The 12,204-nt window shown below is 68.1% G+C and carries 12 protein-coding genes; 6 read left to right on the top strand and 6 right to left on the bottom strand.

The window, feature by feature from the left end; genetic code table 11:
- The first annotated feature begins 154 nt into the window (after positions 1-154).
- The 3 genes from NOM55_RS07845 to NOM55_RS07835 all read left to right on the top strand — a co-directional run bounded on the left by NOM55_RS07845 (position 155) and on the right by NOM55_RS07835 (position 1,704).
- Positions 155-1,024, top strand: coding sequence for a DMT family transporter (locus tag NOM55_RS07845; protein WP_255908141.1), 870 nt, complete (start codon positions 155-157; stop codon positions 1,022-1,024).
- On the top strand, positions 1,025-1,441 hold the full coding sequence (locus tag NOM55_RS07840; RefSeq protein ID WP_255908140.1) for a hypothetical protein: 417 nt from the start codon (positions 1,025-1,027) through the stop codon (positions 1,439-1,441). It begins immediately after the preceding gene.
- 71 nt (positions 1,442-1,512) lie between these two features.
- On the top strand, positions 1,513-1,704 hold the full coding sequence (locus tag NOM55_RS07835) for a DUF2892 domain-containing protein (RefSeq protein ID WP_120810353.1): 192 nt from the start codon (positions 1,513-1,515) through the stop codon (positions 1,702-1,704).
- Between the two features lie 68 nt (positions 1,705-1,772).
- Here NOM55_RS07835 and NOM55_RS07830 read toward each other — a convergent pair whose 3' ends face one another.
- Positions 1,773-3,080: an ATP-binding protein gene (locus NOM55_RS07830; RefSeq protein WP_255908139.1), complete on the bottom strand. Its 1,308-nt coding sequence runs from the start codon at positions 3,078-3,080 to the stop codon at positions 1,773-1,775.
- A complete protein-coding gene (locus tag NOM55_RS07825) occupies positions 3,077-3,808 on the bottom strand; it encodes a response regulator (RefSeq protein WP_047967754.1) in 732 nt (243 codons plus the stop codon). Before NOM55_RS07825 ends, NOM55_RS07830 begins: the two co-directional genes overlap by 4 nt.
- Before the next feature lie 197 nt (positions 3,809-4,005).
- On the opposite strand from NOM55_RS07825, the gene NOM55_RS07820 reads away from it, so the two are divergent.
- Both NOM55_RS07820 and NOM55_RS07815 read left to right on the top strand, forming a co-directional pair.
- Positions 4,006-4,410, top strand: coding sequence for a hypothetical protein (locus NOM55_RS07820; protein WP_255908138.1), 405 nt, complete (start codon positions 4,006-4,008; stop codon positions 4,408-4,410).
- A gap of 70 nt (positions 4,411-4,480) precedes the next feature.
- Positions 4,481-4,804 (top strand): hypothetical protein, encoded by a 324-nt coding sequence (locus NOM55_RS07815; protein ID WP_120810350.1) that lies wholly within the window; start codon positions 4,481-4,483, stop codon positions 4,802-4,804.
- Between the two features lie 220 nt (positions 4,805-5,024).
- Here the strand turns inward: NOM55_RS07815 and NOM55_RS07810 are convergent, their stop codons facing one another.
- The 4 genes from NOM55_RS07810 to NOM55_RS07795 all read right to left on the bottom strand — a co-directional run bounded on the left by NOM55_RS07810 (position 5,025) and on the right by NOM55_RS07795 (position 8,352).
- Positions 5,025-5,999 carry a quinone oxidoreductase gene (locus tag NOM55_RS07810; RefSeq protein WP_120810349.1) on the bottom strand — a complete coding sequence of 325 codons (975 nt, stop codon included), beginning with the start codon at positions 5,997-5,999 and terminating at the stop codon, positions 5,025-5,027.
- A gap of 241 nt (positions 6,000-6,240) precedes the next feature.
- Positions 6,241-6,837, bottom strand: a complete 597-nt coding sequence (locus NOM55_RS07805) for a YqiA/YcfP family alpha/beta fold hydrolase (RefSeq protein ID WP_255908137.1) — start codon at positions 6,835-6,837, stop codon at positions 6,241-6,243.
- On the bottom strand, positions 6,834-7,613 hold the full coding sequence (locus NOM55_RS07800) for an ABC transporter substrate-binding protein (protein WP_255908136.1): 780 nt from the start codon (positions 7,611-7,613) through the stop codon (positions 6,834-6,836). The genes NOM55_RS07805 and NOM55_RS07800 overlap by 4 nt, the downstream gene beginning before the upstream one ends.
- Positions 7,594-8,352, bottom strand: coding sequence for an ABC transporter substrate-binding protein (locus NOM55_RS07795; protein ID WP_047968479.1), 759 nt, complete (start codon positions 8,350-8,352; stop codon positions 7,594-7,596). The genes NOM55_RS07800 and NOM55_RS07795 overlap by 20 nt, the downstream gene beginning before the upstream one ends.
- Positions 8,353-8,476: 124 nt before the next feature.
- Between NOM55_RS07795 and metH the strand changes: the two genes are divergently transcribed.
- Positions 8,477-12,202, top strand: a complete 3,726-nt coding sequence (gene metH / locus NOM55_RS07790) for a methionine synthase (protein ID WP_255908135.1) — start codon at positions 8,477-8,479, stop codon at positions 12,200-12,202.
- The last annotated feature ends 2 nt before the right edge of the window (positions 12,203-12,204 follow it).

Here is a 12,204-nt window from a genome sequence, read left to right as displayed (position 1 = left end):
ACCGCTTGCCGCGACAAGGTTGGCCGTAAGCCGCCGTCGTCCGGATTGCAAAGCAAGAATCGGATCGTCATGACGCTCGCCTTTGCCTACACTGTGATTTTCGCGAGGGCGTGGTGATGACGGTGATGAACGGGCTGATGGCGGGGGGGCGGCGATGACGGAGCCGCGCGACTGGTTGTGGTTGCTGCTGCTGGCGGCGATGTGGGGTGGTTCCTTCCTGTTCATGCGCGTGGCGGTGCCGGCGCTGGGGCCATTTCCGCTGATCGCGCTGCGCCTCGGCGTGGCGACGCTGGCGTTGTTGCCACTGTTGTGGTGGCAGCCGGGCGGTTTCGGGCTGTGGCGGCAGCACTGGCGCGCCATCGCCGTGGTCGGCGTGTTCTTGTCGGCGCTGCCGTTCTGCCTGATCGCGTGGGCGACGCTGACGCTGCCGGCCGGGGTGGCGTCGGTGCTGAACGCCACCACGCCGCTGATGACCGCGCTGTGGGCGATGCCGCTGGCCGGCGAGGCGATGACGCGGCAACGCGCCGCCGGGCTGGCGCTGGGGCTGGCCGGGGTGCTGGTGCTGACACTGGGGCGCGGCGCCGCCTTCGGGCTGGACAGCGCGCTGCCGGTGCTGGCGATGCTGGGCGCCACCGCCTGCTACGGCTGGTCCGGGCACATGGCCAAGCGCTGGCTGCCGGGGCTGCCGCCGCTGGTGACGGCAACCGGCAGCCTGGCCTCCGGCGCCATCCTGCTGTTGCCGCTGGCGCTGTGGACGTGGCCGCCGCAGGCGCCGACGGCCACGGTGTGGGGCGCGGTGCTGCTGCTGGCACTGGCCTGCACCGCGTTTGCCTACGTGATCTTCTACCGCCTGATCGAGAAGCTGGGCGCCACCCGCGCCAGCAGCGTTACCTATCTGGTGCCGGTGTTCGGCGTGCTGTGGGGCGCGCTGTGGCTGGGCGAGGTGGTGAGTGCGGCGATGCTGGCCGGCGGCGTGCTGATCCTGGCCGGGGTGTTGCTGCTGGGCTGGCAGCGCCGTAGCTGAATGGCAAAAGGAAACGGCGTGCGCTGGCGGCGGGTGCTGGCGGTGTGGGGGCTGATCGTGGCCGTGGAGACGCTGCAGGGCGTGCTGCGCCAGTTGTGGCTGGTGCCGTGGCTGGGCGAGCTGCCGGCGCGGCAGCTGGGGGTGGTCAGCGGTGTGCTGCTGATCCTGCTCATTACCTGGGTCACGCGGCGCTGGTTGCGGCTGCGCACGCCGGCGCAACAGCTGCAGGCCGGTGCGCTGTGGTTGCTGCTGATGCTGCTGTTCGAGTTCGGCCTCGGCACGCTGCTGGGTTACCCGCCTGAGCGGCTGCTGGCGGATTACGATCCGCGCGCCGGCGGTTATCTCGGGCTGGGCATGCTGGTGCTGCTGCTGGCGCCGTGGCTGCTTGGCCGCTGCGGCCGCCGCGATGGCGACTGACTTGCAATTTGTATATTGGAAAATAATTTATATATGAATATAATGAATTATCGACAACAAGGAGCAGGGCGATGAAACAGAATATCGGCAATACCGAACGCGTGATCCGCATCGTGGTGGGACTGGCGATCACCAGCCTCGCCTTCATCGGCCCGGCGTCGCCGTGGGCGCTGCTGGGGCTGGTGCCGGTCGCCACCGGCGTGTTCGGCTGGTGCCCGCCGTATGCGATGCTGGGCATCAACACCTGCAAGCACAAGTCGTAAGCGCTCCGTTAGCACCATGAAAAAACCGGCCACTTCGGCCGGTTTTTGTTTGCGCACAGCGCGCGGCCTCAGCCGGCGTCGGCCAGCGTCGGCAGTGTGATCACCACCGCGAAGCCGCCGTCCGGCGGGTAGTCGAAGCGCAGGCTGCCGCCGTGCTGCGCCACCACGCGGCTGACGATGGCGAGGCCGAGGCCGCTGCCGCCGTCGCTGCCGCGGTGTGCGGCCAACCTTTCAAACGGCGTCAGCGCCGCCTGCTGCAACTCCGGCGCGATGCCGGCGCCGTGGTCGTGCACGCGCAGCTCGCAGTGGCCGCTGGCGGGCTGCAGGCTGACGCGAAACGGCGCGCGGCCGTAGCGGCGCGCGTTTTCCAGCAGGTTGGACAGCAGCCGCTGCAGCGCCAGCGCGTCGCCGTTGATGGTGGCGTCGCGGCGCTGCCAGGCGACCTCCATGTCGTCGCGGCGGAACTTGGTCAGCACGTTGTCGACCAGCTCGCCCAGCGCCAGCGGCGTCAGCGGCCGCGTTTCCTCGCTGCGCGCGAAGTCGATGAACTGGCCGACGATGCGCGACAGCTCGTCGATGTCGTTGAGCATGCCCGGCTTGTCGCCGAGGTCGTCCTGCAGCTCCACCGCCAGCTTCAGCCGCGTCAGCGGCGTGCGCAGGTCGTGCGACAGCCCGGCCAGCATCAGCCGCCGTTCGCTGGCGGCCTTGTCCAGTGCCAGCGCCATGGTGTTGAAGCGCTCGATCACGTCGCGCACCTCGCGCGGGCCGCTGACCGGCACCGCCTGCGGCATGCGCCCGGCTTCGAGATGGCGCGCGGCATTGGCCAGCCGGCTCAGCGGCCGCGTGGTGCGCCACGCCAGCGCGAAGGCGGCCAGCACCGACAGCAGCGCCACCAGTCCGGCGGCCTGCAGCGTCGGCTGCAGTGCCGGCGGCAGGTAGCGGCGCAGCGGCATCACCAGCCAGTAGTGGCTGTCCAGCACCGGCACCTTGATCCACAGCTCGCGGCGTTCGGCGCGGCTCATGCGCACGCTGACCGGCTCGCCGACGGCGCTGCTCAGCCATTCTTGCAGCGGGTTGGCGACGGCGGGCGCGGGAAAGGTCTGCGCCGGCGCCTGGGCCAGCGGCAGCAGCCGCGGCAGGCCGGGCAGGTTGTTGCGCAGCAGGAAGGCATCGCGCTCCGCCGCCGGCAGCCGGTCGAGCGCTTCCTCGTAGTCGGCCAGCGTGTCCAGCACCTGCGCGTACAGCTGCCGCGCCAGCAGCGCGCTTTTCTGTTGTTCGGTCAGCCACAGCGTGAACACCTGGCTGGCCAGCACCGCCAGCACCACCAGCGCCGCCAGGCGCAGGAACAGCGTGCCGCCGAAGCGCGCCAGGCTCATGTCGCTTCCCTTGCCTTGCCGTCCGGCACGAACACGTAGCCGTAGCCCCACACCGTCTGCAGGTAGCGCGGCGCGCCGTCGTCCTCGATCAGCTTGCGCAGCCGCGAGATGTGCACGTCGATGCTGCGGTCCTGCGATTCGCCGCCGCCCTTGCCCAGCGCCAGCTCCATCAGCTGTTCGCGCGTCAGCGGCCGCCGCGGGTGGCTGGCCAGCGCCAGCAGCACCGCGTACTCGGCGGTGGTCAGCGCCACCGGCTGGCCGTCGCGCAGCAGCTCGCGCCGCGCCGGGTGCAGCTCGCAGCGGCCGAAGCCGAGCACCTCGTCGGCGTCGTCGTGCTGCGCCATCACCACCGGCGTCTGCGCGTGGCGGCGCAGCACCGCGTGGATGCGCGCTGCCAGCTCGCGCGGGTTGAACGGCTTGGCCAGGTAGTCGTCGGCGCCCATTTCCAGGCCGAGGATGCGGTCGATGTCCTCGCCGCGCGCGGTGAGCATGATCACCGGGATCTGCTCGCCCTGCGCGCGCAGGCGGCGCACCACCGCCAGCCCGTCGTCGCCGGGCATCATCACGTCCAGCACCAGCAGGTCCGGGCGGTTGCGTGCCAGCTTGCGGTCCAGGTCGCGCGCGTCCGGCAGCGTATCGACGCTGAAGCCCTGTTGTGCGAGGTAGCGCTGCAGCAGCTCGCGCAGGCGCACATCGTCGTCGACGACCAGTATCTTGTGGTTTTCCATCCGTCACATCCCGAGTCTTTATCTGCCAAGCGTAACGCGCCTGCCGCGCCAAGTCAGCCCGGATATGAACAGCCGTTAACGCGGCGGCGGTGGTTAACACCTATTAACACTTGCCGCCGTCGCGGCAATACCCGCGCAAAACCTGCCACGTACAGTCAGCTCATCCCCTTTTGATGTCGTAACCGAGGAGTCTGACCATGAATGCCAAACGTACCGTTGCCGTGACCCTGCTCGCCAGCCTGCTGGCCGGCGTATCGCTGACTGCTTTCGCCTTTGGTGGCGACGGCAAGCCGCAGCGCGAGGAAATGCGCCAGAACATGCGCGCCTACCACGAGGCGGTGATGTCCGGCGCGCTGACCGATGCCGAGCTGGGCCAGCTGAAGAAGGAACGCGACGCCGCGCACGCGCAGATGCAGAAGCTGCACGAGCAGCTGCAGGCCAAGACCCGCGCCTTGATCGCCAACAACGAGCGCACCGCCAAGCGCGAGGCGTGGCCGGAAGCGGTGGCCGGCAAGCAGTACGGTGGCCACAAGATGCGCCATCATCGCGGTGACGCGCATTGCGGTGCGCAGGCGACCCCGCCTGCCGCCAAAGGCAACTGATCCGGGGACCTTTGAGCACACCGCTGCTGCCGGCATGGCCGCCGCGCGGTGTGCAGGATAAAATGCACCCATGAAAGCCCTTTTCCTGCTCCTGCTGGCGCTGCTGGCCGGCAACAGCGCGCTGGCGGCCCCGCCCTGGCGCGCCGACAACGGCCCGCCCGCGTGGCAGGCCGAGGCGGCGCCACCGCATCGCTTGCGCGACCTGCGCCTGCGCGAGGCGGTGGAGCGCGGCGAGCTGACGCGGGAAGAGGCGCGGGCGCTGAAACGGCTGCGCCGCTGGCACTACCTGCCGCCGGATGGCGACGGCGCCGAGCGCGGCCCGCGCCCGGAGCGACGCGACAAACCGTCGCGCCACCAGCGCTGGCGTCAGCAGCAGGACGCCGAGCGCGACTAGGCTGGGACAGTGACACAAGGAAAAGGTTGGCCGCAGCGATGCGGCCAACCTTTTTGTCGTCCGGAAGCGTCGCGCTCAGAACGTGTTCACGATCTTGCGCGCTCACGCGAGACAAGGCGAAAACCGAGGGGCGCGGCGTTTAGCTGGAGATAAACCAGCATGCCGAAGCCGTACTCACCGTGTAACGTTTCACGAAGCGCAGCAGATCGTGAACAGGTTCTCAGGGCAGCAGGATGAGGGAGCCGGTGGTGCGCCGCGCTTCCAGGTCGGCGTGTGCCTGCGCCGCGTCGGCCAGCGCGTAGCGCGCCGACGGCTGCACCTTCACCGCGCCGGCGCGGATGCGTTCGAACAGTGCCTCGGCGCTGGTTTCCAGCTCGGCGCGGGTGGCCACGTAGTCGCCCAGCTTGGGGCGGGTGAAGAACAGCGAGCCCTTCTGCGACAGCAGCAGCGGCGCGAACGGCGGCACCGCGCCGGAGGCGTTGCCGAAGCTGACCAGCATGCCGCGCGGCGCGAGGCTGTCCAGCGACATCTCGAAGGTGTCCTTGCCCACCGAGTCGTACACCACCGGCACGCCGCGGCCGCCGGTCAGCTCGCGCACCCGCGCCACCACGTCTTCCTCGCGGTAGTTGATCACCTGCTTGCAGCCCAGCCGCAGCGCGATGGCGGCCTTGTCGGCGCTGCCGACGGTGCCGATCACGTTGACGCCCAGCGAGCTGAGCCACTGCACCGCGATCTGGCCGACGCCGCCGGCGGCGGCGTGCCACAGCACGGTCTGGCCGGCTTCCACCGCGTAGGTGCGGCGGATCAGGTACTCCACGGTCATGCCCTGCAGCATCACGCAGGCAGCGGTGTCGTCGGCGATGTCGTCCGGCAGCTTCACCAGCAGCGCCGCCGGCAGCGTGCGGTACTGGCTGTAGGCGCCCTGTGCGCCACCGGCGTAGGCGACGCGGTCGCCGACCTGCAGGTGACTGACGCCGTCACCGACCGCCGCCACCACGCCGGCGGCCTCGGAGCCCAGCCCGGACGGCAGCGGCAGCGGATACAGCCCGCTGCGGTAGTAGGTGTCGATGAAGTTGACGCCGATGGCGGTGTGGCGCAGCAGCACTTCACCGGCGGCCGGTGCGGGGATGGCGGCCTGTTCGGCGCGCAGGACATCGGGGCCGCCGCAGTGCGACAGGCGGATGGTCAGGTTCATGGGGCCTCCGGAGCGTGGGGTCGGTAACAGCGGCAGTGTGCCGCAAAGCGCGCGTGGCGCGGGGGAACACAGTGTTCGCCAGAGCCTGTGCACGATCTGCTGCACTTAATCCTGATGGGGGATCCCGATGGGGCGTACCGCGTTGAAAACGGCTTCGGCTGCGGGTTTATTTCCAGCTAAACGCCGCGCCCCTCCGTTTTCGCCTTGCCTCGCGTGAGTGCGCGAGATCGGGTACACGCTCTTAGCCGGCGGCCGACGCCAGGCGGCGGTAGTAGTCGTCGACAAAGCGCGCGACGCCAGGCAGCAGCTGCGGCCACGCCTGCAGGCGGTGGTCGTCGCCGTTGCGTACCAGCTGGCGGGCGCCGGCGTAGTGGCGCACCGCCTCGCGCCAGTCCAGCACCGCGTCGGCCGTGCCCAGCAGCAGGTAGTAGCGCGCCGGGGTCAGCCGCGCTGGCCGTATCGCCACCAGCTGCTGCATGTGCTCGCGGCCGAGGCGGTAGTGCTCGCCGGTGTACGGGTTGTGCAGTGGGCCGAGGAAATGCTGCAGCTCGCGTTCCGGCCAGATCGCCGGGTTGATCAGTACCGCCGGCAGCCGGTGTTGCTCGGCGAGCGCGGTGGCGTAAAAACCACCCAGCGAGCTGCCGATCAGCGCCGTCGGCTGCTGCTGCGCGATCAGCAACTGCAGCTGCTGCATCGCCTGCGCCGGATACGGCGACAGCTGCGGACACAGCAGCTGGCCGGCGGCCGGGTGCTGCTGCAGCCAGGCGGCGGTCTCGCGCGCCTTCAGCGATTGCGGGCCGGACTGGAAGCCGTGCAGGTACAGGTAACGCTGGCTCATGGCACCTGGTAGGGCTTGAGGCGGGCGGCCAGCACGCCCTGCTGCTGCAGGGTGCGGATCGCGTGGTTGAGGCTGGCCGGCGCCAGGTGCGAGCGGCGCGACAGCGCGCAGCTGAGTGGCATGCGCGACAGCACCAGCGGCTGCAGCTGTACCTGGTGCGCCTCGCGCAGGTTGTTTTTCAGCCACCAGGCAAAGCTCAGCTCGTCGACCACCGCGACATCGACCACGCCGCTGGCGGCGGCGCGCAGCTGCAGGTTGCCCTGCTGCTGGTCGATGCGCTGCGCGCCGTGGGCAAAGGCGTGCGCCAGCGCCGGGTAGTGGTAGCCGATCACGGTGCCGATGCGGCGGCCATTGAGCTGGCTCAGCGAGGTGATGCGTTCGTGCAGCGTCAGCGGCGACACGAAGCGTTCCACCTGCTCGGACAGCGGCAGCGACCAGTGGAAGCGTTCCGGCGCCTCCCACCACGCCGGGTTGGTGTTGCACACCATGTCGATCTGGCCGCCCTGCAGGTAGCTGTCCATGCGCTTGCGCGCCAGCGGCAGGTACTGCACGCGCAGACCGAGCTGGTGGGCGATGCTGTCCAGCAGGTCCTTCCACAGCCCGCCGTCCAGCTGTGGCTGCGGGCTGTAGGAAAAGATCATCGACGGCGCGGCGTCGTTCTCGGTGACGCCGACGGTGAGGGTGTGGTCGTCGGCGGTGGCAGGCAGGGTCACGGCCAGCAGGCACAGTGCGCCGGCCAGCCGTTGCGGCCAACGTTTAGCGGTTTTTCCATTCATAGCGGTCAAGGATACGCCGGATGCTGCCGTTTTGTTCCATCTCGCCGATGGCCTGGTCGAGCCGGCTCTCGCTGTAGCGGCTGCCCGGTGACACCGCGCAGCGCGTCGGCATCACCGACACCACCAGCGGATGTAGCCGCAGGTTGGCCGCCTGCGCCGGATTGGCGCGCGCCCAGGCGCTCATCTCCAGCTCGGAATTGATCACCACGTCGACCATGCCGGTCTGCAGCGCGCGCATCAGCAGCGGCAGCCGTGGCTGGTTGACGCGGGTGGCGCGCTGGCCCTGCCACAGCGGCTCCACCGTGGTGTAGTGGTAGCCGCCGATGACGCCGATGCGCTGGCCGGCCAGCTCGTCGACGCTGTCGATGGTGCGCGGGTGCGGTTTCAGCGACATCACCCGTTCGATCTGCGGGTAGAACTCGCGCGTCCAGCCGACGCGCGAGGCGCCGACATACCACGCCGGATTGGTGTTGCACACGATGTCGATGCTGCCGTTGTCGATCGACATCTCCACCCGCTTGCGCGACACCACGATGAACTCCACCGGTGCCTTCAGCGTGCGCCCCAGCTCTTCACCCAGCTCCTTCGACAGCCCCCCGACCAGCTGGCTGCCGGCCAGTACCACGATCGGGGCGGAGTCGGAATCGGCGACGCCGATGCGCAGCGCCGGCGCTGCCTGGGCCGTGCTGGCCAGCAGGCCGGTAGCGACAATGGTTAGCACCAGAAGTGGGGTTTTCATATGAAGCACCAGCCAGATGGTTATAAATGCTCGATCTAAGGATTGGATCTCGCAGCCGCGTGCGCAATGTTAAGATAACCAGCCCCGCATCTACCTAGTTTTACTTAAAAAAGCCGCCTTTGCCATGTCAAAAATTGCCCAACACCCCGCCTACGACTTGCTCGCCCGCCGTATCCTGATTCTGGACGGCGGCATGGGCACCATGATCCAGCGCCACCGGCTGGAAGAGGCGGACTACCGTGGCGAGCGCTTTGCCGACTGGCCGCGCGACGTGAAGGGCAACAACGACCTGCTGGTGCTGACCCAGCCGCAGATCATTGCCGGCATCCACCAGGCCTATCTCGACGCCGGTGCCGACATCATCGAGACCAACAGCTTCAACGCCACCGCCATCGCGATGGCCGACTACGGCATGGAAGCGCTGGTGTGGGAGCTGAACTACGCCGCCGCCAAGCTGGTAAAAGACCTGTGCGTGGCGATGACGGCGACCAACCCTGACAAGCCGCGCTTCTGTGCCGGCGTGCTCGGCCCCACCAGCCGCACCTGCAGCATCAGCCCGGATGTGAACGACCCCGGCTACCGCAACGTGACCTTCGACGAGCTGGTGGAAACCTACACCGAGGCCATCGACGGTCTGGTCAAGGGCGGCGCCGACTTCCTGCTGGTGGAAACCATCTTCGATACGCTGAACGCCAAGGCGGCGGTGTTCGCGATCCACAAGTACTTCGACGAGCATCCGGAGACAACCCGGCTGCCGATCATGGTGTCCGGCACCATTACCGACCAGTCCGGCCGCACGCTGACCGGCCAGACCACCGAGGCGTTCTACAACAGCCTGTCGCACGCCAATGCGCTGAGCTTCGGCCTGAACTGTGCGCTGGGCCCGGACCTGCTGCGCCCGTACGTGGAAGAAATGTCGCGCATCTCGGCCACCTTCGTGTCGGTGCACGCCAACGCCGGTCTGCCCAACCCGCTGGCGCCCACCGGCTACGACCTGACGCCGGAAGACATGGCGCCGCAGGTGCGCGAGTGGGCGGAAGCCGGGCTGGTCAACATCATCGGCGGCTGTTGCGGCACCACGCCGGAGCACATCAAGGCCATTTACGAAGCAGTCAAAGACCTGCCGCCGCGGCCGCTGCCGCAGATCGAACCGAAGTGCCGGCTGTCCGGGCTGGAGCCGTTCAACATCGGCGACAAGGACCTGTTCGTCAACGTCGGCGAGCGCACCAACGTCACCGGCTCCAAGGCCTTCGCCAAGCTGATCCTCAACGGCGACTACGCGACCGCCTTGGACGTGGCGCGGCAGCAGGTGGAAAACGGCGCCCAGATCATCGACATCAACATGGACGAGGGCATGCTCGACGCCCACGCCGCGATGGTGCGCTTCCTCAACCTGATCGCCGCCGAGCCGGACATCAGCCGCGTGCCGATCATGATCGACAGCTCGAAATGGGACGTGATCGAGGCCGGCCTGAAGTGCATCCAGGGCAAGGGCATCGTCAACTCCATCTCGATGAAGGAAGGCGTCGACAAGTTCATCGAGCAGGCGCGCCTGCTGCGCCGCTACGGCGCGGCGGTGATCGTGATGGCCTTCGACGAGGTCGGCCAGGCCGACACCTACGCGCGCAAGGTGGAAATCTGCGAGAAGAGCTACCGCATCCTGGTCGATGAAGTCGGCTTCCCGCCGGAAGACATCATCTTCGACCCCAACATCTTCGCGGTGGCCACCGGCATCGAGGAACACGCCCGTTACGGCCTGGACTTCATCGAGGCCACCGGCTGGATCAAGCAGAACCTGCCGCACGCCAAGATTTCCGGCGGCGTGTCCAACGTGTCGTTCTCCTTCCGTGGCAACAACAAGGTGCGCGAGGCGATTCACGCCGTGTTCCTGTACCACGCCATCAAGAACGGCATGACCATGGGCATCGTCAACGCCGGCGCGCTGGAGGTGTACGACGAGGTCGACGCGGTGCTGCGCGAGCGCATCGAGGACGTGGTGCTGATGCGCGGCGACGACATCATGGCGGTGACCGAGGCACTGATCACGCTGGCGGAAAGCTTCCGCGGCGACGCCAAGGAGGCCAAGGGCGAAGACCTCGCCTGGCGCAACCAGCCGGTGGAAAAACGCCTGGAGCACGCGCTGATCAAGGGCATTACCAGCTTTATCGTGGAAGACACCGAAGAGGTGCGCCTGAAGTGCGAGCGCCCGATCCACGTGATCGAAGGCCCGCTGATGGACGGCATGAACGTGGTCGGCGACCTGTTCGGCGCCGGCAAGATGTTCCTGCCGCAGGTGGTGAAATCGGCGCGCGTGATGAAGGCCGCCGTCGCCCACCTGGAGCCGTTCATTGAGGAAGAAAAGATCCGCATGGGGCTGCAGGACGCGCCGGCCAAGGGCGTGATCATCATGGCCACGGTGAAGGGCGACGTCCACGACATCGGCAAGAACATCGTCGGCGTGGTGCTGCGCTGTAACAACTACAAGGTGATCGACCTGGGCGTGATGGTGCCGTGCCAGACCATTCTGGACGCCGCGCGCGAGCACAACGCCGACATCATCGGCCTGTCCGGCCTGATTACCCCGTCGCTGGAAGAAATGGCGCACGTGGCCAAGGAAATGCAGCGCCAGGGCTTCGACATCCCGCTGTTGATCGGCGGCGCCACCACCAGCCGCGTGCACACCGCGGTCAAGATCGCGCCCAACTACAGCGGCCCGGTGATCTACGTGCCGGACGCCAGCCGCGCGGTCGGCGTCTGCTCCAACCTGCTGTCCGACACCCTGCGCGATGCCTTCGTCAAAGAGGTGTCCGACGACTACGCCCGCGCCCGCGCCATCTTCGAGAGCCGCGGCGACGCCAAGCTGCTGCCGATCGCCGCCGCGCGCGAGCAGCGCCACCGCATCGACTGGGCCAACTACACCCCGCCGGTGCCGGCGTGGCTGGGCGTGCGCCGCTACGTCAATTACGACCTCGCCGAGATTGCCGAGGTCATCGACTGGACGCCGTTCTTCCAGAGCTGGGAGCTGGCCGGCCGTTATCCCGCCATTCTCAGCGACGAAGTGGTCGGCGAATCCGCCACCGCACTGTGGGCCGACGCGCAGGCGATGCTGAAGCAGATCATCGACGAGAAATGGCTGAGCGCCAACGCGGTGATCGGCCTGTTCCCGGCGGTGAGCGTCAATCATGACGACATCGAGATTCTCGATCCGGAAACGCGGGCGCCGCTGCTGACCTGGGTCGGCCTGCGCCAGCAGCTGGTGAAGACCGACAAGGACGGCAATCGGAATCCGGACTGGTGTCTGGCCGACTTCATCGCGCCGCGTGACAGCGGTGTGGACGACTATATCGGCGCCTTTGCCGTCACCGGCGGCCTGGGCATCGACCCGCACGTGGCGCGTTTCGAGGCCGCCAACGACGACTACTCGGCCATTCTGCTGAAGGCGCTGGCCGACCGCTTCGCCGAGGCCTTCGCCGAGCTGATGCACCGCCGCGTGCGCACCGAGTTCTGGGGCTACGCCGCGGACGAGGCGCTGGACAACGAGGCGCTGATCGACGAGAAGTACGTCGGCATCCGTCCGGCACCGGGCTACCCGGCCTGTCCGGACCATACCGTGAAGAAGGAACTGTTCCAGCTGCTGGACGCGCCGGCCATCGGCATGACGCTGACCGAAGGCTACGCCATGCTGCCGACGGCGGCGGTGTCCGGCTTCTACTTCAGCCATCCGGACTCGCGCTACTTCGGCGTCGGCAAGATCAGCCGCGACCAGGTGGAAAGCTACGCGCTGCGCCGCGGTGTCAGCGTGGCGCAGGCCGAGCGCGACCTGGCGCCCAACCTCGGCTACAACACCTGAGC

This window comes from Vogesella sp. AC12 (assembly GCF_024437575.1).
Classification (GTDB): domain Bacteria; phylum Pseudomonadota; class Gammaproteobacteria; order Burkholderiales; family Chromobacteriaceae; genus Vogesella; species Vogesella indigofera.
The sequence above is the reverse complement of the archived record's forward strand: the minus strand, read 5'-3'. Positions and strand labels throughout refer to the sequence as shown.

Bases quoted from the DNA above. Each gene is read 5' to 3' on its own strand.
- NOM55_RS07845 (WP_255908141.1), top strand. From the start codon at position 155: ATGACGGAGCCGCGCGACTGGTTGTGGTTGCTGCTGCTGGCGGCGATG.
- NOM55_RS07840 (WP_255908140.1), top strand. From the start codon at position 1,025: ATGGCAAAAGGAAACGGCGTGCGCTGGCGGCGGGTGCTGGCGGTGTGG.
- NOM55_RS07835 (WP_120810353.1), top strand. From the start codon at position 1,513: ATGAAACAGAATATCGGCAATACCGAACGCGTGATCCGCATCGTGGTG.
- NOM55_RS07830 (WP_255908139.1), bottom strand. From the start codon at position 3,080: ATGAGCCTGGCGCGCTTCGGCGGCACGCTGTTCCTGCGCCTGGCGGCG.
- NOM55_RS07825 (WP_047967754.1), bottom strand. From the start codon at position 3,808: ATGGAAAACCACAAGATACTGGTCGTCGACGACGATGTGCGCCTGCGC.
- NOM55_RS07820 (WP_255908138.1), top strand. From the start codon at position 4,006: ATGAATGCCAAACGTACCGTTGCCGTGACCCTGCTCGCCAGCCTGCTG.
- NOM55_RS07815 (WP_120810350.1), top strand. From the start codon at position 4,481: ATGAAAGCCCTTTTCCTGCTCCTGCTGGCGCTGCTGGCCGGCAACAGC.
- NOM55_RS07810 (WP_120810349.1), bottom strand. From the start codon at position 5,999: ATGAACCTGACCATCCGCCTGTCGCACTGCGGCGGCCCCGATGTCCTG.
- NOM55_RS07805 (WP_255908137.1), bottom strand. From the start codon at position 6,837: ATGAGCCAGCGTTACCTGTACCTGCACGGCTTCCAGTCCGGCCCGCAA.
- NOM55_RS07800 (WP_255908136.1), bottom strand. From the start codon at position 7,613: ATGAATGGAAAAACCGCTAAACGTTGGCCGCAACGGCTGGCCGGCGCA.
- NOM55_RS07795 (WP_047968479.1), bottom strand. From the start codon at position 8,352: ATGAAAACCCCACTTCTGGTGCTAACCATTGTCGCTACCGGCCTGCTG.
- metH (WP_255908135.1), top strand. From the start codon at position 8,477: ATGTCAAAAATTGCCCAACACCCCGCCTACGACTTGCTCGCCCGCCGT.